Below are 21,490 nucleotides of genomic sequence, written 5' to 3'. Positions count from 1 at the left end.
AAAAGGCTATCACGACAACTCTGTGCCACGCTTAATGGGTGAATCAATTCTTTGATGGAGTCATGAATGCGACTTGACCGATATGACACGAAAATTCTTCAAATCCTCAGCACGCAAGGTCGTATCACAAAGTCACACCTCGCCGAAGCGATCAACTTATCAATCAGCCCCTGCTGGGAACGGGTAAAGCGTCTCGAAGAAGCGGGCATTATCGAAGGATATGGCGCAAAAATTAACCCCCACTTTCTGAACAAGAAAACCCCTGTTTTGGTTGAGGTCACGCTGGGTAAGCATGACGCAGCCAGTTTTCAACGCTTTGAAGAAGCCATGCAAGCATGTCCAGATGTCGCAGACTGTTTTGCCACTGGTGGGGGCATCGATTACATCTTGCGAGTCATGGTGCAAGACATTGACCAATATCAGCGTCTGATCGACAGTTGGTTGATTTCAGATCTCTGCATAGAACGCTATTACACCTACATCGTGACTAAAACCATTAAGCATCAGGGTGATGAGTTAGAAATCGATGAAAATCTATTGCGGTAAATCACTCTTTCACAGTGCCACGTTTTATGCCCTTCCTCCGTTTTGCTCTTTCGAACGCACCCCATTTACTCGATACAGAAAAAACACCAAGTCTTAAGCTGTTTAATTGAAAAAAACACCACCCAACACCTCCTTTAACAGAAAACTCCCTCGCAGTAAGTGACTTACATTTATCACTAGGACAACAAAAACCTGAATGGGAGGTCATAAATGGCCGCACTAAATCTACCTTACGAAGGAAAAGCGAGCGATACAGTACTTGAGCACCTTGAAGATGCCCGACTGCTACGTCAACTCGCCTACATCAATGGGAAGTGGGTGACAGGCACCGAAGATATTCCCGTTATCAATCCCGCAGACGATCGCGTGATTGGCTATGTAACCTCGTTAAAGAAATCTCAAATCGATAATGCAATAAATGCTGCTGACAAGGCTTTTACAAAGTGGCGTGCTTTATCGGCAGAACAACGCGCCACGCTGCTCATGGCTTGGCATGACTTACTGCTTGCCAACAAAGAAGATTTGGCACGCCTCATGGTGCTAGAACAAGGCAAAACACTCAATGAAGCGCAGGGCGAAATTGATTACGGCGCGTCATTTGTTCGCTGGTTTGCCGAAGAAGCACGTCGTGCATACGGAGATACCATTCCTAGTCATATCCCCAATGCACAACTGGCAACTCTCAGAGAACCTATTGGTGTCGCCGCGTTAATCACACCTTGGAATTTCCCCAATGCAATGATCACGCGAAAGGCAGCCGCCGCACTGGCGATCGGTTGCACCGTGGTTGTTAAGCCAGCAAATGAAACGCCGTTTTCAGCATTGGCTTTGGCAGAGCTTGCGGAACGAGCAGGTATCCCAGCAGGCGTTTTCAATGTCGTCACGGGTGATGCGCCGATGATCTCAGCGACTTTGTGTGCATCAGACAAAGTCAAAGCCCTTTCGTTTACCGGTTCGACACGAGTCGGAAAGCTATTGCTGTCGCAATGTGCCGACACCGTTAAGAAATGCAGCATGGAGTTAGGCGGAAACGCGCCGTTCATCGTGCTACCAGACATGGACATTCAAGAGGCGGCTAGCGCAGCCATTGATGCCAAGTTTCAAACCTCAGGGCAAGACTGTCTTGCCGCCAACCGCATCTTTGTGCCACGAGACAAGCATGATGAATTCATCGCAGCCTTTGCCGCTGGCATGAAGAAATTGCGCGTCGGCGATGGTATGCGAAAGGGTATCGACCTTGGCCCGCTTATCAATCATCAAGCCGTTGAAAAAGCACAATCACTCGTTGATGACGCCTTAGAGAAAGGCGCAACCTTGGTGATGGGTTCTCCACACAATGCCCTGAAGGGCAACTTCTTCAATCCGGTGTTATTGGCAGACGTCACTCCAGAAATGTCTGTGTATCGCGAAGAGAACTTCTGCCCCGTCGCAGGCGTGATCGCCTATGACGACCTGGATGAGCTAATCATCGCCGCCAATGACACCGAATATGGCCTGGCCGCTTATATCTATGGCAACGACATTCGCGACATTTGGAAGCTCATGCGCGGATTAGAGTTTGGCATGGTGAGTGTAAATAGCGTGAAGATGACAGGTCACCCCATCCCCTTTGGTGGGATGAAACAATCCGGACTTGGGCGAGAAGGTAGCCGTCATGGGTTTGATGAATACAGCGAAATCAAATACTACTGCCTCGGCGGGCTACCGACAGCCAGCGGCTGTTAAGCCTTAGCCTAAGAATTTGAAGACGAAGAATCTGAAGACTAAGTATCTGAAGACTAAGAATATCAAGCCTGCGCTTAACGCACATGGCAGAAAAGGAGTTTGTTATGACACAGAAAATTGATACCAAAGCACTGCTTGAAGTCGATCGCCAGAATGTATTCCATGCATCGACACATTTAAAGCAATACGCCGATGGTGACCTTCCTGGCCGGATCATTACCAGTGCAAAAGGGATTCGCATTCAGGACTCTGAAGGCATTGAACTGATTGACGGCTTTGCAGGGCTGTATTGCGTCAACATCGGGTACGGACGTGAAGAAATGGCAGAGGCCATTTACGAACAAGCCAAGAAACTTGCCTACTACCACACCTATGTCGGGCACACCAATGAAGCCCTGATTTCCCTGTCAGAACGCATTCTAAAAATGGCAGGCCAAGGCATGAGCAAGGTGTACTACGGTATGTCGGGAAGCGATGCCAACGAAACCCAGCTCAAGTTGGTGTGGTACTACAACAATGCCCGTGGTCTACCTGAGAAGAAGAAAGTGATTTCACGTGATCGTGGTTACCACGGTTCAAGTATCGCGTCTGGTTCAATGACAGGTTTGCCACTGTTTCATGCACATTTTGATCTGCCTTTGGAGCGCATCAAACACACTCTTGCTCCGTACTATTATCGACGCGAAGACGACGGCATGACAGAACGTGAGTTTTCCAAACACTGTGCCGATGAACTAGAGAAAATGATCCTCGCAGAAGGCCCTGAAACCGTGGCTGCCATGATTGGCGAACCAGTATTAGGCACAGGCGGCATTGTGCCACCACCAGAAGGTTACTGGCAGGAAATTCGTAAGGTGTTGGACAAATACGACGTGCTATTGATTTCAGATGAAGTGGTATGTGGCTTTGGTCGCCTGGGTGCTGACTTTGGTTCCATCATGTATGACATGAAGCCAGATCTGATCACCGTTGCAAAAGGGCTGACCTCCGCCTATCAACCACTATCTGGCGTTATGGTAGGTCAGAAAGTTTGGCAAGTGCTTGAAAACGGCACAGATCAGTGGGGCGCGATTGGTCACGGTTATACCTATTCTGGTCATCCACTTGGTGCTGCGTCTGCTTTGTGTAATCTCGATATTATCGAGCGCGAAAACCTCACCGCCAATGCTCGTGACACGGGCGCGTATTTTCAACAACAAATGCAAACTGCATTTGCTAACCACCCGTTAATTGGCGATAGCCGAGGTGTTGGCTTGCTGCATGCACTCGAGTTTTCCAGCAACAAACACAAACGCGAGCATTTTGATCCGAACCTCAAAGTCGGTCCTCAAATTGCGGCTGCATGTATGGAAGAAGGGTTAATCGCACGCGCCATGCCTCACGGCGACATTTTGGGCTTTGCCCCACCGCTCATTGTCGATCATGCAGACATTGATGCCATTGTGTCTCGCGCCAAGAAAGCCATCGACAAAGTTACAGACAAACTGGTTCACAGCGGAAGCTGGAAAGCCGCTTAACTTCATTGAAGGCGAAACTTCTTGATAATAAAAAGCCCCGAAATCGGGGCTTTTTGGCTATCTCAAAATGGTATAACGATTAAACAGCTTCTACCACTTCCAGAGCTTTAGGCTTATTTTGCTGATTCTCTGCCAATTGATCATTTGAGTGTTCATCACTACCAGACTTCACCGTCTTAGGTGGCTTAATCCCAAACAGTAACGAATACATCACTGGCACAACAATCAAGGTCAGGATGGTGGCGAAACCAAGGCCCGCCATGATGGTGATTGCCATTGAACCAAAGAACGCATCAAACATCAGTGGCACCAAACCAAGAATCGTTGTCAGAGCCGCCATACTCACAGGGCGCACGCGGCTCACTGCACTATCCACAATGGCTAGATACGGGTCTTTGCCAGAATCCATCTCGATATTGATCTGATCCATCAATACAATGCCGTTTTTCAAAATCATACCGCTGAGACTCAGTAGACCCAGGAATGCCGTGAAACTAAATGGCATGTTCCACAGCAGCAGTCCAAATGACACACCGATAATCGACAATGGCACTGTAAACCAAATCACCAACGGCTTCTTAAGCGAATTAAACAGCAGCATGGTAATCACGAACATCAGCAAGTAACCCATTGGCAGCGAGCCAAACAACGAGTCTTGTGCGTCTTTCGACGACTCATATTCGCCGCCCCAGCTAATGCTGTAACCATCAGGAAGATCCAGCGCCATCACTTTTGGCTGAATACGCGTAAACAAAGCGGCTGCGGTGTCTTCGCTCAGCACATCATGGTCAGCCAACACCGTCAGTGTGCGTTTGCGATCACGACGCTTAATCAGTGGCTCATCCCATGACAACGAAACACCATCAATCACTTGGTCGATTGGTACATATGCCTGTAACGATGGGCTCCAAATCTTAGCGTTTTGAAGCGATTCGAAATCCACACGCTCAGATTCTGGTAAACGACCGACAATCGGCAGAATATCAGCACCATCTCGCAACAAACCCATGGCTGAGCCACCAAACGTCATTTGCAGTGTATTCGACAAATCTTCTTTCGAAATCCCCAACCGACGTGCTTTGGATTCATTAAACACCGGCACTAGTTCTTTGGTGCGCTCTCGCCAATCATGACGAATGTTTCGTGAACCAGGATCCGTGTGCAGAATATCTTCAACTTGTAGTGCGATCTCACGCAATACCTGTGGGTCAGAACCTGTGATTCGCGCTTCTATTTTTGACGCAGGAGACGGCCCGAACTCCATCAGCTTGAATTGGAAGGTTGGCGTTTCGAACTGACGAGAGAGTTCACCTGTCAGGCTATTCAACACCACGAACATGTTTTCTCTATCAGTGGTACGAACTTGGAGCTGCGCATAGGCTTCGTAGCTCTGTTCTGGCTGATAAGTCAGCGCAAATCGCTGCAAACCCTGCCCCACTGACGTCGAAACAAATTCGACGTGTTCTTGTTCGCGCACGTATTTTTCTACACGTTCAGTCTGCTTGATAGTTTCACGAATGTCGGTGCCTTCGGGCATCCACATGTCCACGTAAAACATTGGCGTATTCGAGGGTGGGAAGAACTGTTGCTTCACCATGCCAAACGCAAAGACTGCGGTAAACAAGAGAGCCACCATGCCTACCACCGTCACCCAGCGGAAACGCATCGCCAGTTTAAGTGTCCAGCCGAACAACACAAACAACCACCCTTTGTAGGGGTCATCTGTTTCTTGTTGACTATCACCTTCAGCTTGAGACGAGATCTTTTCTTCTTTAAGCAGTAAGTCAGCAAGGAATGGTGTGATGGTGATTGCCGTAATCCAGCTCAAGAACAACGAATAACACAGCACCCAAAACAGTGAACCCATAAATTCACCGGTGGCATCTTCAGATAAGCCAATCGGAGCAAAGGCAGTAATCGCGATAATCGTCGCGCCCAATAGCGGCCACTGTGTTTGCTTAACAATGTCTGACGCAGCCTGCATCTTGGTTCGGCCTTTTTTCAGCCCGACCAAAATCCCTTCAACGACCACGATTGCGTTATCCACCAGCATACCCAGCGCAATGATCAAAGCGCCTAGCGAAATACGGTGAAGTTCAATGTCGTTGTACTCCATCAAAATGAAGGTACCGAACACAGTAAGCAAAAGCACCACACCAATGATGATGCCGCTACGAATTCCCATTGCGAACAACAAGACCAGAATGACGATGGCGACAGCTTGCCCAAGGCTCACAATGAAATCTTGTACCGACGCATCCACTTCCGCCGCTTGGTTATAGAAGTAGTTAAGTTCTATGCCTGCCGGTTTCATGGTGTCTAGATGGGCGATTTCGTCAGTTAGACGTTGTCCAACCTCAACCACGTTCACGCCACTAGCAAAAGAAACCCCAAGGTTAATGGCTGGCTTCCCGTTAAAAGTAACAACATTGGTGGGCTTTTCTTGAATGCCACGCACCACGGTTGCCACATCTCTTAATCGAATAAGATTGCCCGTGTCTCGACCATGAATAATCAGGTTTTCGAGCGATTCAACGGAATTCAATGTGCCGCTAGGGCGGATCACCAAGCTCTCGCCATTCACCATGACTTCGCCTGAAGAGACCACATTGTTCTGTTGATTCAACAGACCCGCAACCATCGACATATCGAGGTTGAGTGACGCAAGGCGATCGAGGGAAACCTCGACGAACAACATCTCTTGCTGGTCACCGGCAATCGACACTTTTCCAACTCCATCGACCATTTCAAGGTCACGCGACATCACATCGGCATAACGCTTGAGTTCGACGTAGTCATACCCTTCACCGCTTAGCATGATCATCACACCAAACACATCACCGAAATCATCAATGATGGAGAGCGAGTTAACGCCTGCAGGCAACGTCGGTTTAAGGTCGTTGATCTTACGACGCATCTCATCCCAGATTTGTGGCAATTCATCAGGACCGTAGTCCATCTTCATGCTCACCATAATCTGCGACATGCCGCCTGATGACGTTGACGTAATTTTGTCGATGTAAGGCAAACGACGAATTTCTTTTTCCAGTGGATAGGTAAGCTCCTCTTCCACTTCCTGCGGTGTTGCTCCCGGGTAAGTCGCCACCACCATGGCATCTTTGATCGTAAATGCGGGGTCTTCTAGTCGGCCCAATTCAAGAAACGAAGTCACGCCGCCAATGGCTAAGATGACAATAAATAGCCAGCTAATGACTTTGTTCTTGATGGAATATTCAGCGATGTTCATCCGTTATTTATCTCCGCTGTTTCTACGGCTTTTCCTTCGCGTAGCTTACGCAAACTGGAGTTAATCAATATGTCTCCCTCAACAACGCCTGACGCGATGATGGCTCCGTCACCGTTCACTTGCGACACAGCCACTTCAACACGATTCACTTGGTTGCCATTTAGCTTCCATACAAAGAATCGCCCTTTGTTATCGCCAGCCTGCAATGCCGTCATCGGTACTTGGTAGCCATCAACCGCTGTGATACCCGCTTCTACCATGTCAACGGCTACCGTTGCGGTCGTGCCCGGTAAGATAAGTGGGTCCATTTGGTCACGCTCTAGCCACATGGAATAGCTTCCCGTTTGCTGGCTAGGTTCATTGGTGTGTTCGAGATAATTCATTTGATGCTGCCCTTCAACGCCAGAGAAAGTGACCGTTGGGCGATATTGGACGCTGCGTCCGTCTGGTGTGATCATCGCGAGAACGTTATCTGACAATTCGATCTGCACATAGACCTTGTCGTCCTGATACATATCAACCACCGATTCGCCTGCTTGAACACGCTCGAAACGCTCTTTAAAGACATCAGATATCGTGCCGCTAAACGGCGCAATAAGTTGGGTATATTTGAGTTGGTTTTTTGCCAATTCATATTGAGCTTTCGCCAATTGGCGGTTTGCTGTTAACTCGTCCAACTCGGCTTCAGAAATCATGGCGCGTTCGAACAAGTCTTTACTTCGGCTCAATTGCTTAGACGCCAGCGAATATTGTGCTTTAGCATCGTTGAATGCTTGCTGCACGCTGCTGTCATCTAGCTGCGCAATGGGTTGTCCTCGGACAACTTTGTCTCCTGATTTCACGAAGACTTCACGAATTTCTCCAGTTGTTCGGAACGCAATCGGCGTTTGTTCTGCTGGGACAACCTGCCCTTTGAACACACGAAACTGGTTTTTTACTGGTGCTTCGATTGCCGTGGTCGACACGTACAAAGGCTGTGCCACCAACGCGTCTTTTTCATCTTGGGAGCACGCCGACAACATGAGTACGCTGACAATGACGGCGGTAAGTGTTCTTAATTTCATTAAATGCCATCCTCGCGAATCCATGCTTTCACTTCTTGTCCTTCACTCAAGCTTTCAACACCAGCGACAACGACTAAGTCAGTCACATCCAAGCCTTGTTTAATTCGCCCTTCACCATCAAGACGCACTGCGGTTTTAGCAACGCGCTGCGTAGTTTCATCCATTACCCATACCGTGCCAGCTTGAGCATCGCGGCTAACCCAAGCAGATTCCGGCAGAGAAAGCTGAAGCCCGGTTTGAGATTTCGCGATAAGAACATGTCCCGTCATGCCACTAAGCAAATTACGTGCTTCAGGGCGAACGATAGTCAATGTCGCTTGGTATGTATTGGTTTCGGTATTTGGTTGAGTTGAAAGCTCTTTGAACTTGCCGGGGATTCTCGATGTAGGATCGCTATCCATCATCACCCATAGTGGTTGTTCGGTCAGCGCATCTATTCCTAGTTGCTCAACATAGTGAACGGGCAAGGCAAACGACACATCAAGTTGGGTGTTATCGATAAGATTGAGAATGGGCTGTTTCGCAGCAACAACTTGATGTTGCTTGGCAAAGGTATATGCCACTACACCGTCAAATGGCGCTACAACTTGGGTATACTCTAGCTCGGTTTTCGCTTGCTCATAGTGAGCCAGTTCTGCTTTGTAACGCGTTTCCGCCTGATCGTACACATCGGTACTTACCAATTGCTTTTTGTACAACTGTTGCGCACGTTTCCATTGCGTTTTCGCCAAAGAATAACGCGCCTTAGCTGAATCAAGTGCAAGCGTTAAATCACTAGCGTCTAAAACAGCGAGCAACTCCCCCTTCTCAACGTGTTGTCCCATTCGGACGGCAAAATCTTGAATTTCGCCGCCAACCTGAAACGACAACTGCGCCCGCTTGGTGGCATCGATTTCTGCTAAAAAGTTATCAGTCTCGGAAACTACATAGTCCTGTACTGCCAACAGTTTCACAGGTTTGATTGGCATCGCTTCCGGTGTTTCCGATATGGCTTCGTTACAACCCGCTAGTAAACCAACTGTTGTCAACATAACCAGTAAGTTCCCGAGGGTGCGTTTCAATCGTTGATATCGCACTTCACTCTCTCCAATTATTTTTATTACACACCCGTGCAGTATATTTGCATTTTGAATTGGATCAATATATTTTCCACTTGTGCAGTAAAAAAATTGGTGTCGTAAACTCATATCTGTTACAAAGCGTTAGTCACCTTACGGAGTGTTGTTGAAGCCATGCAGTCGAAAGCCTCGCAAGAGAGAAAACAAGGGCGCCGAAGCGCCGAAACCGCCGAGCAAACAAAGTGCCTTATCATGCACGTGGCTGCAGACATGTTTGCTGAACTCGGTTTTGAGCGAGTATCACTGAGAAACATCAGTGAAAGCGCGGGCGTGTCTCACAGTTTGATCCGCTACCATTTCGGCAGCAAAGAACAGATTTGGCAGGCCGTGAGTGACGGAATGGATAGCTATCTACAACGCTATATCGCTGAGTTGCTATTGGAAATTCCCGACACCCAAGACAGCGCCCACCGTATCTATCTTTTCTTGGTCAGGTTGAATGCAGTCATCTTATGTGAACCTAAACCGATTCAATTTATCGCAGATGCAGTTCGCCAAAAAAACGATGCTCTTCTCGCCTACTTTTTGCGTTCAAAAGACCAATTTTCCGCAGTATTCAAATCCTTGTTCGAGGACTACAACCAGCAGCACCCAGATACGCCAATCGAGTTGTGGGAAATGAAGTGGCAAATGCTTCAGCACGCCCATGCAGCGGTCAGCCTCAAGCCTATGCTGAATGAAACATGGCCAGAATTAGATGGTAATGAAGATGCGCTGTTACTCAGACATTGGGAGCTATACAACAAACAAGTGGCGATGCAGATGGGTATTGCAAAAGAGGATATGATTCACCCAACAAATTTGGCGGATCTCTTACTGGATATCCCCTGCCACGTAGAGCCAGCGTCTTAAACTGCCGGCTAACTTCATCGCAAATTGAATAAGTTAACAGCAGTTTTGAAGGTTCTTTGGTTGAAAAGTCAAAACTCATTGACTTTCCCCTAGCTGTAACCTTTATACTCATCAGCAATACTTCATTTGAATAGTTATGTGATGCGCTTTTCTTCTTTTCGCACATTCTGGATTTCAGTGATCAGCTTGCTTGTCATGCTGCTCTCCAGTTTTGCATCAAGCGCATCTTCCCTGTCTATGCAAATGGACATGATGAGCGGACACAAAATGTCTGCCAATGTCGTCGATTGTGACATGGGTAAGCAACCCGTCAATCTTCACGCTCAACATGCAAACCACAAACTCATTGATGAACCCATTGACCAATCAAGTGCGAGCCCAACACATTGCGGTGACGACACAAACATGGTTCATAACTGCTGCTCTGCAACCTGCTTTACGTCCGTTGCTTTGCTGTCGCCAGCCTATCAATCTCAACAATTGCTGACACAACTTGCCCTGATTTCCTCAGAACGAGATATCAGTGTCATTGAACGTACCCAGTCTCTTTATCGCCCCCCGATAGCCTAAATCTCACTCTGAAATGTCGTACCACTGCGCTTGATTCGCGCCGTGGAGGGTAATTCCGCGTCCAATTTCGACGCGAACAGAATGGATTTATATCGTGAATATCAAACCGAGCTTATTGGCACTGGTGATCAGTGCTGTGGTTGGCATGTCTGCACCTGCATTTTCCGCTACAAAAGAAGACGTTGCGCGTGCCACAAATGCTTCCAACACGCTAACGCAACTCATTGAAAAAGCGCTGGATAACGATGCCAGTCGCAAACAATTCCATGCGCAATCCCAAGCCATGCGCGAAACGGGAGTAGCGAGCACCACCCTCATGGACCCGAAACTAAAAGTCGGTGTTGGTGGTTTTCCCATCGACAGTTTTCAATTCGACAAAGACCCAATGACCAATATTTCCGTCGGTCTCATGCAACAGTTTGAGCGCGGAGATACTTTGTTATTACAAGGAAAAAAAGCAAATCAACAGGCTGATGGCGTTCAGTTTCAAGTGGAAGTACGCGAGCGCGACGTTGCCAATACCATTACTCAACTTTGGTTAGAACTCGGTTATCAACAAGAGGCTGAGCGTATTCTTCAAGAAAATCAGCGCCTACTAAGAGAGCTAACCCGTTTTATCCAAACCAACTATTCGATGGGTCAAAATGAAGCACAGGACTTACTCAACGCTCAGCTTCAGGTCAGCAAATTGGATGACAAGCTCAATGCCAACGCGCAAGTTCAGCGTCGTATCGTTTCTCAACTTTCAGAGTGGTTGGGTGCCGAATGGTTAGCAAATTCGCAGGCGTTAAATGCCAGTAATGAATTGAACTGGCAGGCGCTCTCAAACACTTTGGATCAAACAGAAAGCACTGAACATTTTTCGCTACTTCTTCAGCACCCAATGGTCAAAATGGCCAATACAGCGATTACCGTGCAACAAACCCAAGTTGAAATAGCCGAGCAAGCCTATGCACCCCAGTTTGGTGTTGAAGTGATGTATGGCTACCGACAAGCTAATGGGATGAATGGCCAGCCAGCTTCTGATTTGGTCAGCGCCTACCTCACGCTAGATATTCCTCTGTTTACTGACAATCGTCAGGACAGAAACCTCGCTGCTGCACAGTACCAAGTGGGCGCGTCAAAATCGCAAAAAGACCTCCTCCTTGCACAAATGAACGCCAAGGTTAACGCCCTTCTCGTAGACAAGAGCAACATTGAGCAACGCCTATCGCGTTACGAAAACACGCTATTAGGACAAGCCAATGCGCGTACAAAAGCTGTAGAACGTGGATATCAAAACAACACGGCGCAGTTTAGCGATGTGATAGCAGCAGCCAACGACGAACTGACCTTGTCGCTAGAACAACAACGACTGGTGACCGATTTGAACTTGGTCAACAGCAACTTGGCTGCCTTATTGGGTGGATTCAATTACAACACCAATACACCAGATATCGCATTACCAGCGCACAGCAGAGCTTCCACAGGCCTAACAACCACCAAACAGTAAGACACCGCAAGGTAGGAGATAACAATGAAAAACATACAAGTCGCTACTCTCGCGTTACTGGTTGGCGGAGCCATCGGTTTTGGAGCTAACCACTTTCTTTCGGGGCATGATATGTCCGCAATGGCGGCAACTTCACCCGCCAGCGGAAACGATGAACCGCTCTATTGGGTAGCGCCAATGGACCCTAATTACCAAAGAGATAAGCCAGGGAAGTCTCCAATGGGTATGGATCTCATCCCCGTGTATGCCGATGACATGTCAGGCAAGGATGACAAACCCGGCACGGTGAAAATCAATGCTTCCGTCGAAAATAACCTGGGCGTTAAAACCGCCGGAGTAGAATGGGCACCACTATCGCCGCGCATTGAAACCGTCGGTTATATCGCATTTGATGAAAGCCAATTATGGCAAACCAACGTTCGCGTCGCGGGCTGGGTTGAGAAGCTATACATCAATGCCGTTGGTGAAAAAGTCAGCGAAGGCGACGTACTCTTTACTCTCTACTCGCCAGACTTAGTCAAAGCACAAGAAGAGCTTTTAAACGCCTATCGAACGGGTCGCAAAGGGCTAGTGAAAGGTGCAACCGAACGCCTCGTCACACAAGGGGTTGATCGCGACCAAATCCAGCAAATCGTTAAACGCGGAAAAGCACAACAAACCATCGATATCAAAGCCTTGGGTGATGGTGTTATTGCGAGCCTCAATATCCGTGAAGGTGGGTATATTTCCCCAGCACAAGCCGTGATCAGTGCAGGTCCTTTAGATAAAGTCTGGGTTGATGCAGAAGTATTTGAACGCCAAGCACATTGGATGAAAGCGGGCAGCAAAGCCGCAATGACGCTCGATGGCCTACCGGGCAAAGAGTGGCTGGGTGAAGTCGACTATGTCTATCCTATTTTAGATCCGAAAACCCGCACCTTGCGGATGCGTTTGAAGTTTGACAACGCCAATGGCGAACTTAAGCCCAACATGTTCGCTAATATCGCGCTACAACCCGTCACCGACGATGCTGTCCTAACGATCCCTAAATCATCCGTCATTCGCTCTGGTGGCATGACGCGCGTTGTTTTAGCTGAAGGTGAAGGTAAATACCGCTCGGCGCGCATTGAAGTGGGAAGAGAAGCAGGCGAAACCATTGAAGTGCTTCAAGGGCTGACGGATCAAGATCGCATCGTCACGTCTGCACACTTTATGTTGGATTCAGAATCTAGCCAATCTGCAGATCTTGCCCGAATCAATGGCATCGAAGCACCTGTGCAAACTCAATGGGCAAAAGGTGAAATCACCGATGTCATGATGGGTCACCGCATGCTCACCATCAATCATGAACCCGTGCCTGCATGGAACTGGCCGGGCATGGTAATGAATTTCACTTTCGCTAATGGCGTTGATCTTGATGATTTTGAAGTCGGACAGTCTATCGACTTCGAAATGCAAAAAGCCGAGTCAGGCCAATACGAAATTGTCGATTTCAAAGTCAGCGGAGATGCTTCACCCAATGAGGTCTGGGTTTCTGGTGAGATCTCCATGTTAATGGCCAATTTTGGCATGATCACCCTCACCCATCAGCCTGTCGAAGAATGGAAGTGGCAAGCGGGAGAAATGAATTTCTCCGCCGATGACAGTGTCAATCTCAGTGGATTTACTGAAGGCCAAAGTGTGCGTTTTCTCGTAACAAAAAATGGCGCTGATTTCGTATTGAAAGCACTTGAACAGCAAGGAGGCGAGCAATGATTGGTGCTGTTATTCGTTGGTCGATCGCCAATCGCTTCTTGGTGTTAGTCGCCACCACATTTCTCACTCTGGGTGGGTTATACAGCGTAAAAAACACGCCTGTTGATGCCCTGCCCGATCTGTCTGATGTTCAGGTGATCATTAAAACCAGTTATCCGGGTCAGGCCCCACAAGTGGTGGAAGACCAAGTCACCTATCCACTCACGACCGCCATGCTGGCAGTACCCGGCGCTGAAACCGTTCGCGGCTACTCGTTTTTCGGTGACTCGTACGTTTACATCATTTTCAACGACAATACCGACATGTATTGGGCGCGTTCACGCGTGTTGGAGTACTTAAGTCAAGTCGCGCCAAAACTGCCACCCAGCGCCAAGCCAACATTAGGCCCTGATGCAACCGGTGTGGGTTGGATTTACAGTTATGTTCTACAAGACAAAACTGGACAACACGACCTGGCGGAATTGCGTAGCTTGCAAGACTGGTTCTTGAAATACGAACTCCAAACCGTGGAAGGTGTTTCTGAAGTTGCCACTGTCGGCGGCATGGTGAAGCAATATCAGGTGCAAATTGATCCTGCAAAATTGCGTGCCTATAACCTGACGCTGCAACAAATCAACATGGCAATTCAAAACGGCAATCAGGAAGCTGGCGCATCCGTGATTGAAGTGGCGGAAGCTGAGCACATGGTGAGAACCACAGGTTATCTTTCTAGTGTGGAAGATATTCAATCACTGCCGTTGAAAGTGACCGAGWAAGGCACACCTTTGTTGCTCGGCGACATTGCTGACATCAACATCGGCCCTCAAATGCGCCGAGGTATTTCAGAGTTCAACGGAGAAGGTGAAGCCGTCGGTGGCGTGATCGTGATGCGATTTGGTGAAAACGCGAGCGAAGTGATCGACAACGTCAAAACCAAACTCAACGAACTTCAGCGCAGCTTGCCTGAAGGCGTCGAAATTGTCGCCACTTACGATCGTTCAACCTTGATAGATAACGCCGTTGAAAACCTTTGGAAGAAACTGGCAGAAGAGTTCATCGTTGTTGCCGTGGTATGTGCGCTATTCCTGTTCCATATCCGCTCGTCACTGGTCATCGCCATCAGCTTACCTATTGGTATTCTGTCTGCGTTTATTGTGATGCATTGGCAAGGAATTAACGCCAACATCATGTCTCTAGGCGGTATTGCGATTGCCATTGGTGCAATGGTCGACGGCGCCATTGTCATGATTGAAAACGTGCATAAACATATCGAGCGCACTCCCCTGACTGACAAGAATCGCTGGCAGGTGATAAGCAAAGCGGCAGAAGAAGTTGGCGCACCACTTTTCTTCTCATTGCTCATCATCACCTTGAGTTTCGTACCCGTGTTTGCACTCGAAGGTCAAGAAGGCAAGATGTTCTCGCCCCTGGCGTTTACAAAAACCTATGCCATGGCTGCCGCTGCAGGTCTCGCAATTACCTTAGTACCTGTGCTTATGGGTTACTTCATTCGCGGTAACGTATTGCCTGAGAAAAAGAACCCGGTCAACCGAGGTTTGATTGCCTTATACCGCCCTGTTCTAAACCTGAGCCTCACTTACCCGAAGACCATGATTGCCCTTGCTATTGCACTGATGGCCTCCGCCTATTACCCCACTAGCAAGTTGGGTAGTGAGTTTATTCCGCCTTTGGATGAAGGCGATCTTATGTACATGCCCACCACCTATCCGGGAATATCGATTGGTAAAGCGCGTGAACTACTGCAACAAACCAATAAGCTCATCAAAACAGTGCCTGAAGTGGACACAGTGTGGGGGAAAATTGGTCGTGCAGAAACGGCGACTGATCCAGCGCCTTTGACCATGATTGAAACCGTGATCCAGTTGAAACCTTCTGAAGAATGGCGTGAAGGCGTCACAACAGAATCGCTTCGCAAAGAATTCGACGATCTCGTGCAATTCCCCGGTCTAACAAACGCTTGGGTCATGCCAATCAAGACGCGTATCGACATGCTGGCAACAGGGATAAAAACCCCTATCGGCATTAAGATTGCGGGGCCAGATCTTAAGGTGATTGAAGGGATAGGTGCAGATCTAGAACCCATACTGAATCAAGTATCTGGAACCGCCTCTGTGTATGCAGAACGTGTGGCGGGCGGACGTTATGTCACTATCGATATCAAACGCCTTGCTGCTGCTCGGTATGGGTTAAGCATCAAAGACGTTCAACAGGTTGTTTCAACCGCCGTCGGTGGCATGAACGTGGGCGAAACCATTGAAGGGCTAGAACGCTATCCGATCAATGTGCGTTATCCGCAAGACTACCGCGACTCTGTAGTTAAACTACAAAACTTGCCATTGGTGACCCCTAACGGCGCTCGTATCGCTCTGGCAGATGTGGCAGACATTCGCTACGAAGATGGCCCACCGATGATCAAAACCGAAAACGCACGCCCTAATGGCTGGGTATTCGTGGATATTGACGGTCGCGATCTCGGTTCCTACGTGACTGAAGCACAATCTGTTGTCGCAGAGCAACTACAGCTACCTGCGGGTTATTCACTCGTGTGGTCGGGACAATATGAATACATGGAACGCGCCAAAGAGCGCTTAAGTGTCGTTGTTCCAATTACCATCGCCATCATCATGTTGCTCTTGTATCTCAGCTTCCGTCGTGTTGGTGAAGTCATGATCATTATGGCGACATTACCGCTAGCCATGGTAGGTGGCCTTTGGTTGATGCATTACCTCGGCTACAACTTTTCCATTGCCGTGGGTGTTGGGTTTATTGCGCTTGCTGGTGTCGCCGTAGAAATCGGCGTCATTATGTTGGTGTACCTCAACCAAGCGTGGCACGCCAAAAAACTGGAAGCACAAGAAAACAACCAGCCGCTATACCCAGAAGACCTCACGGGAGCCATTCGTGAAGGTGCAGGACTGCGTGTACGCCCGGTGATGATGACAGTGTTAACCGTCATCATTGGCCTCATTCCCATCATGTATGGCGAAGGCACTGGCTCCGAAGTCATGCAGCGCATTGCCGCACCTATGATTGGCGGCATGGCATCGGCGTTGATGCTCACGCTGTTAGTTCTCCCTGCTGTCTACAAACTTTGGAAAAATCGCGAAATCACACAACACGATTAATTGACTTGCCGCGTTGAAAAGACGCGGCGTATACACTGATTTAAAAAGGAAAACATGATGAAAAAAACACTACTGGCACTATCACTGGCTATTTTCACTACTGGCGTAACGGCAGATGCTATGGACCATTCCAAAATGGACCATGGCAAGATGGACCACGGAAAAATGGACCATGCCGCAATGGGTCACGGTGACATGGACAATGCCAAAATGGACCACTCAAGCATGATGAACATAGAAGGAATGTCTGCGGTTGGCATGCCTGCCAATGGCGCAAAGCCTGACAAAGTGGTTCACGTTATTCTAAGCGACGACATGCGCATTAACTTCAAGAAAGATGTAACGATTGAACCTAATGACGTCGTGCAATTTGTTGTGATGAACGTTGGCAAAATCGACCATGAGTTTTCAATTGGCTCAATGGACGAACAATTAAAGCACCGCGAAATGATGAAGAAGATGACTAGTGGTCATGACCACGATTCAGGCGGCACAGTGACGGTTAAGCCAGGCAAAGCAAAGCAGTTGTTATGGCACTTCCACGGTGATACGAACGTTGAGTTTGCTTGCAACATTCCAGGCCATGCAGAAGCAGGCATGGTGAAAAGTGTGACACTGTAACCCCGAAGGTTTATCCAATATAAAAATAGCCGCAATGAGCGGCTATTTTTATAAATCGCACTTTTATGAATCGCACGAACACAGAAAAGATGACGACTTATTGGCGTTCTCTGTCATATATCTCTTTTTCAAAGCTCGATTCACGAAGATGCCATACAACGAGGTATATCAGTGACATACAGGCCACCACCACGGCCGAAGGAACAATAAGTTGCCACCCGAGATCAGTCGGCCAAGGGTTGTCTTTGATATAATAAAACCCGACAGCTCTCCCTAGAACAACGCCCAATGTGATCATCAGCGCATTGACGGCAATATATCGAAATGCCCCTTTTTGGCGAGTCTTCGCCCATCGCAAGAATGCTTTATCTTTCTTATCCATTCTCTTTTCCTAATCTGCTATTCATTGGCTCTAAACGCCACGCTCTATAATAAAAACGTAATTTAGGATCCGCACTCTTTCCATATTGAGCCATGAAAAGTCACAACCGCTCACAACAATGCATCGAGGGCTCACAAACAATTTCACGATTTGCGGCAGTGTGTAAGTTCTCATTTATCCCAAAATCCAAAGAGTAAAATTACGTACTGTAAATTTTCATTCACACCCATTTTTGCCTTAATTCCATCATTTTCTCGACAAGTACAACCAAGAAAAGCATCTTACTCAGTCGATTACCTGCATGAATTAATGGAAGAGCAGGCGTAATGAAAGGAATCAACAATCATGGATAAAGACCATAATCTACGAGAAAACTTACTGGCTTTATTGCTCGGCAGTGCACTCGTTTCACTCGGCGTTATTTTTTTCAACCAAGTTGGCTTGCTAACCGGTGGCACTGCTGGTTTGGCCATCTTTGTGACCAAAGTGAGCGATTTTACGTTTGGGCAAGTGTTCTTCGCACTTAACCTTCCGTTTTATCTTCTCTCCGTCATGCGCATGGGCTGGCGGTTCACGCTTAACACATTTGTGGCCGTGACACTGGTTTCTATCGCCGTTGACCATTTACATCACGTCATTCAAATCACACATATTGAGCCGCTATACGCAGCATTGATTGGCGGCGGTTTAATAGGCATGGGGATGTTAGTGATTTTCCGTCACAAAATGAGCTTTGGCGGGTTCAATATTCTCGCGCTCTATTTGCAAGAGCGTTTTAGTATCCGGGCTGGAAAAGTGCAAATGGCCCTGGACTGCGCCATTGTGGTGATGTCATTGTTCATCGTCGATATCACATTGATTTTGCTATCAGTGCTTGGCGCCATCACAACCAACCTCATTTTAGCCATGAATCACAAGCCTGGTCGTTATCAGCCTAAGCCGGAGACCGCATAAACTTGAATTTGAACTTCTCATGACAAGAAGCAAATGACAAACAGCGGTCAAATAGCCACCATCACCCCCTCAATGTCACAATAATACATTGATAAAAAAGCATTTCCTTGCGATGGTGGCGCTTGGCCTCTACATTACAAACAAGCGCGTGCATCGTATAATGGCTATTACCTCAGCCTTCCAAGCTGATGATGCGGGTTCGATTCCCGCTGCACGCTCCAACCCCCAAAAATCCTCAATTATCCCTGTGAATATTTCTGAAGGCTTACTCAATTCGATGACTTTAGAAGAAGCTGATCGGCAAATAGAAATCGAGCTCAAACCTCTCATCTTCCTCCATAAAATGATTCGCATGGTAATGCACATACGCGGGCGTTGAGCCAAGTTTAAAACCCGAGGCAGGCAGCCAGTGCTCGAGCACTTTGCTTATCTGTGGCAGTAATTCTCCGTATACGCCTTGCAGCGGAAACACCGCATGTAATCCACCGGGCACCACCAACTGATTCACAACGCCTCTGACCTTCAATGGTTTATCAATCGCAATGCAGGCGACATAACGACATTTATCTAACTCCACCCAAGCAGGATTTGAATGGTGTAAACCGAACTGTATTGACGGGTCACGCCCTTCACTGTCCGCCCAAGCCATTAAAATTCGCCACGCATTCTTAATTGAACGGTTGTACCCCACATGGCGAACATAAGCAGCAAATCGCTCTGGAACTTCCACAATTTTGGGTTCAGGTAAGGTCATTGCTGACACACGCTCATACCCCGCCGACACGTCAGGATCTTTTAAGTAAGGCTTGTCTGAGTTTTCCATATCGTGCTTTCGCCACTCACCAGGTGCGACTTGAAAGGTGGCTTTGAATGCCCGACTGAACGAAGACACTGAGCTAAAACCGCATTTATTCGCGATATCAACCACAGAGGAATGAGTATCAAACATCAATTGGTTTGCCGCATATTCCATGCGAGTACGGCGGATGTACTGATGAATTGACTCACCCACTACTCGCTTGAAAATACGGTGAAAGTGCTGCTCAGAATACGCAGCCACATCGGCAAGCGATTTCACAGGTAGGTCTCGACCAATATCTTGGTGAATGTAGTAGAGCACATCATTGATGCGCGAAATATGTTGCTGGCTCATTCGATGAAATAGCATAAATGGACATATCGAACAGCATAAATGGACATGCCAAAAAACACAATGCGATGTAATATTCGCTGATAGCTCACTCATTTCGTCGTTCAGGTACAGATATGGAAATCGCAACAGCGCTTCAGCAAATCCCATCTTCATATATTCGAGAAATTCTCGCCGCGGCGTCAGACAAAAATGTCATCTCTCTTGCTGGTGGATTGCCGGATGAAAAAACCTTCCCTATCGACCTGATGAAAGCCACCCTCGAAGGCCTGTCTGACATGCCCGAAGTTTTTCAATATGGCGCGACAGCGGGTTATGGCCCACTACTCAAGTTTCTCAACACCTATTTTGAACTGCCAGAAAACCACATGGCCATGGTTTGTACCGGCTCACAACAAGGCTTGGATTTGATTGCCCGCGCCTACGTGAACCCTGGTGACAAAGTCGTGATGGAAGCACCAAGCTATTTGGGTGCGATGCAAGTATTTGGCTTAGTACAAGCTGACATGGTGACCGTGCCGCAAACAGAATTCGGGCCAGATTTAACTGCGCTAGAAACCTGTTTTGCCGAGCAATCACCAAAAATGTTTTATGCCGTGCCCGATTTTCACAATCCAACAGGGGTTTGTTGGTCACTCGAAACACGTCAACAGGTTGCAGCGTTGTGCGTGAAATATAATGTTGCACTGATTGAAGATGCACCTTACCGCGAGCTGCGTTTTGCTGGTGAAGCCCTGCCATTGGTTTCAGATTTCTGCCCGCAAAACTCGATTGTTCTGCGTTCTTTCTCGAAAATTGCTTCTCCCGGCTTACGCATTGGCGTGGTAACCGGAAAACGTAGCTACATCGAGCCAATGGTAAAAGTAAAACAAGGCGCAGATCTGCACTCCAGTGTGCCAATGCAAGCCCTGCTGCTTGGCCTGTTAGAACACAAAGACTTCGATCAGCACATTGATACCATTCGCTCGCTCTACAAATCTCGCTATGAAACCTTGTTTAGCGAACTGCAGCAAAAACTGCCTGAAGGGTGTGAATTAAACGCCGTTGATGGTGGCATGTTTGTTTGGGTAACACTGCCTGAGTGTGACACCTTTGCGTTAGCAAAATCGCTACTCAGTAACGGTGTCGCGGTTGTCCCTAGCCCAGTGTTCTATCCAAACCCAAAAAGCGCCAAAGCAGCGCTTCGTTTGAATTTCACAAACGCCACCAATGAAGAGCTGGCGGAAGCCGTGACGCGCTTAGCTGCAGGGTTGAGCGAACAACTTAGCGCCATCGACAAACAAGAAAGTGTATTGGCTTAACATTCACTGATTGTTGCAGTAGCCCTTTTCAATACGGCGATCACATCATACAAAAAGGGCATCACCGATTCACGGTGATGCCCTTTGTAAAA

Annotated in this window: 15 protein-coding genes, 1 tRNA gene and 1 pseudogene; 12 read left to right on the top strand and 5 right to left on the bottom strand. The window is 47.9% G+C overall.

What is annotated here, in order from left to right; translation table 11 throughout:
- Positions 1–66: 66 nt before the first annotated feature.
- From L4D06_RS11335 to L4D06_RS11325, 3 genes are all read left to right on the top strand, one after another.
- The gene (locus tag L4D06_RS11335; RefSeq protein WP_274163264.1) at positions 67–546 is read left to right on the top strand and encodes an Lrp/AsnC family transcriptional regulator; all 480 of its coding nucleotides are present in this window, start codon (positions 67–69) and stop codon (positions 544–546) included.
- Between the two features lie 210 nt (positions 547–756).
- Positions 757–2,271 (top strand): NAD-dependent succinate-semialdehyde dehydrogenase, encoded by a 1,515-nt coding sequence (locus tag L4D06_RS11330; RefSeq protein WP_274163265.1) that lies wholly within the window; start codon positions 757–759, stop codon positions 2,269–2,271.
- 104 nt (positions 2,272–2,375) lie between these two features.
- Complete coding sequence (locus L4D06_RS11325; protein ID WP_274163266.1) at positions 2,376–3,788, top strand: aspartate aminotransferase family protein; 1,413 nt, start codon at positions 2,376–2,378, stop codon at positions 3,786–3,788.
- Between the two features lie 181 nt (positions 3,789–3,969).
- Here the strand turns inward: L4D06_RS11325 and L4D06_RS11320 are convergent.
- The 3 genes and pseudogenes from L4D06_RS11320 to L4D06_RS11310 form a co-directional block, all read right to left on the bottom strand.
- Positions 3,970–7,035, bottom strand: a pseudogene (locus L4D06_RS11320) (efflux RND transporter permease subunit); the annotation flags it as partial.
- On the bottom strand, positions 7,032–8,099 hold the full coding sequence (locus L4D06_RS11315; protein WP_429739465.1) for an efflux RND transporter periplasmic adaptor subunit: 1,068 nt from the start codon (positions 8,097–8,099) through the stop codon (positions 7,032–7,034). The pseudogene L4D06_RS11320 and the gene L4D06_RS11315, both read right to left, overlap by 4 nt.
- On the bottom strand, positions 8,099–9,175 hold the full coding sequence (locus tag L4D06_RS11310) for an efflux RND transporter periplasmic adaptor subunit (protein WP_420791184.1): 1,077 nt from the start codon (positions 9,173–9,175) through the stop codon (positions 8,099–8,101). The genes L4D06_RS11315 and L4D06_RS11310 overlap by 1 nt, the downstream gene beginning before the upstream one ends.
- Before the next feature lie 156 nt (positions 9,176–9,331).
- Between L4D06_RS11310 and L4D06_RS11305 the strand changes: the two genes are divergently transcribed.
- From L4D06_RS11305 to copI, 6 genes are all read left to right on the top strand, one after another.
- Positions 9,332–10,069, top strand: coding sequence for a TetR/AcrR family transcriptional regulator (locus L4D06_RS11305; protein ID WP_429739463.1), 738 nt, complete (start codon positions 9,332–9,334; stop codon positions 10,067–10,069).
- 141 nt (positions 10,070–10,210) lie between these two features.
- The gene (locus L4D06_RS11300) at positions 10,211–10,639 is read left to right on the top strand and encodes a hypothetical protein (protein WP_429739462.1); all 429 of its coding nucleotides are present in this window, start codon (positions 10,211–10,213) and stop codon (positions 10,637–10,639) included.
- 145 nt (positions 10,640–10,784) lie between these two features.
- Positions 10,785–12,131, top strand: a complete 1,347-nt coding sequence (locus L4D06_RS11295) for a TolC family protein (RefSeq protein ID WP_429739494.1) — start codon at positions 10,785–10,787, stop codon at positions 12,129–12,131.
- A gap of 24 nt (positions 12,132–12,155) precedes the next feature.
- Positions 12,156–13,865 (top strand): efflux RND transporter periplasmic adaptor subunit, encoded by a 1,710-nt coding sequence (locus L4D06_RS11290; protein ID WP_429739460.1) that lies wholly within the window; start codon positions 12,156–12,158, stop codon positions 13,863–13,865.
- Positions 13,862–16,990 carry an efflux RND transporter permease subunit gene (locus L4D06_RS11285; protein WP_429739459.1) on the top strand — a complete coding sequence of 1,043 codons (3,129 nt, stop codon included), beginning with the start codon at positions 13,862–13,864 and terminating at the stop codon, positions 16,988–16,990. The genes L4D06_RS11290 and L4D06_RS11285 overlap by 4 nt, the downstream gene beginning before the upstream one ends.
- A gap of 57 nt (positions 16,991–17,047) precedes the next feature.
- Entirely contained in the window at positions 17,048–17,611 is a 564-nt protein-coding gene (gene copI, locus L4D06_RS11280) for a copper-resistant cuproprotein CopI (protein WP_429739458.1), read from the top strand.
- Between the two features lie 97 nt (positions 17,612–17,708).
- Here the strand turns inward: copI and L4D06_RS11275 are convergent, their stop codons facing one another.
- Complete coding sequence (locus L4D06_RS11275; protein WP_429739456.1) at positions 17,709–17,993, bottom strand: hypothetical protein; 285 nt, start codon at positions 17,991–17,993, stop codon at positions 17,709–17,711.
- Between the two features lie 345 nt (positions 17,994–18,338).
- Here L4D06_RS11275 and L4D06_RS11270 point away from each other — a divergent pair, with 345 nt between their 5' ends.
- Together L4D06_RS11270 and L4D06_RS11265 are read left to right on the top strand one after the other, a co-directional pair.
- A complete protein-coding gene (locus L4D06_RS11270) occupies positions 18,339–18,947 on the top strand; it encodes a DUF6198 family protein (RefSeq protein WP_429739455.1) in 609 nt (202 codons plus the stop codon).
- Positions 18,948–19,093: 146 nt separating this feature from the next.
- Positions 19,094–19,168, top strand: a tRNA-Gly gene (locus L4D06_RS11265).
- Between the two features lie 62 nt (positions 19,169–19,230).
- Here the strand turns inward: L4D06_RS11265 and L4D06_RS11260 are convergent.
- A complete protein-coding gene (locus tag L4D06_RS11260) occupies positions 19,231–20,100 on the bottom strand; it encodes an AraC family transcriptional regulator (RefSeq protein ID WP_274166888.1) in 870 nt (289 codons plus the stop codon).
- A 113-nt stretch (positions 20,101–20,213) separates the two neighbouring features.
- Here L4D06_RS11260 and L4D06_RS11255 point away from each other — a divergent pair, with 113 nt between their 5' ends.
- Complete coding sequence (locus L4D06_RS11255) at positions 20,214–21,398, top strand: aminotransferase-like domain-containing protein (RefSeq protein WP_274166889.1); 1,185 nt, start codon at positions 20,214–20,216, stop codon at positions 21,396–21,398.
- The last annotated feature ends 92 nt before the right edge of the window (positions 21,399–21,490 follow it).

Origin of the sequence: Enterovibrio makurazakiensis, from assembly GCF_050336585.1 — a bacterium.
Classification (GTDB): Bacteria; Pseudomonadota; Gammaproteobacteria; order Enterobacterales; family Vibrionaceae; genus Enterovibrio; species Enterovibrio gelatinilyticus.
This window is presented reverse-complemented; position numbering and strand designations above follow the sequence as displayed.

What these genes read in the sequence shown, in the direction of transcription:
- L4D06_RS11335 (WP_274163264.1), top strand. Translation starts at nt 67, where the DNA reads ATGCGACTTGACCGATATGACACGAAAATTCTTCAAATCCTCAGCACG.
- L4D06_RS11330 (WP_274163265.1), top strand. Translation starts at nt 757, where the DNA reads ATGGCCGCACTAAATCTACCTTACGAAGGAAAAGCGAGCGATACAGTA.
- L4D06_RS11325 (WP_274163266.1), top strand. Translation starts at nt 2,376, where the DNA reads ATGACACAGAAAATTGATACCAAAGCACTGCTTGAAGTCGATCGCCAG.
- L4D06_RS11315 (WP_429739465.1), bottom strand. Translation starts at nt 8,099, where the DNA reads ATGAAATTAAGAACACTTACCGCCGTCATTGTCAGCGTACTCATGTTG.
- L4D06_RS11305 (WP_429739463.1), top strand. Translation starts at nt 9,332, where the DNA reads ATGCAGTCGAAAGCCTCGCAAGAGAGAAAACAAGGGCGCCGAAGCGCC.
- L4D06_RS11300 (WP_429739462.1), top strand. Translation starts at nt 10,211, where the DNA reads ATGCGCTTTTCTTCTTTTCGCACATTCTGGATTTCAGTGATCAGCTTG.
- L4D06_RS11295 (WP_429739494.1), top strand. Translation starts at nt 10,785, where the DNA reads ATGTCTGCACCTGCATTTTCCGCTACAAAAGAAGACGTTGCGCGTGCC.
- L4D06_RS11290 (WP_429739460.1), top strand. Translation starts at nt 12,156, where the DNA reads ATGAAAAACATACAAGTCGCTACTCTCGCGTTACTGGTTGGCGGAGCC.
- copI (WP_429739458.1), top strand. Translation starts at nt 17,048, where the DNA reads ATGAAAAAAACACTACTGGCACTATCACTGGCTATTTTCACTACTGGC.
- L4D06_RS11275 (WP_429739456.1), bottom strand. Translation starts at nt 17,993, where the DNA reads ATGGATAAGAAAGATAAAGCATTCTTGCGATGGGCGAAGACTCGCCAA.
- L4D06_RS11270 (WP_429739455.1), top strand. Translation starts at nt 18,339, where the DNA reads ATGGATAAAGACCATAATCTACGAGAAAACTTACTGGCTTTATTGCTC.
- L4D06_RS11260 (WP_274166888.1), bottom strand. Translation starts at nt 20,100, where the DNA reads ATGAGCCAGCAACATATTTCGCGCATCAATGATGTGCTCTACTACATT.
- L4D06_RS11255 (WP_274166889.1), top strand. Translation starts at nt 20,214, where the DNA reads ATGGAAATCGCAACAGCGCTTCAGCAAATCCCATCTTCATATATTCGA.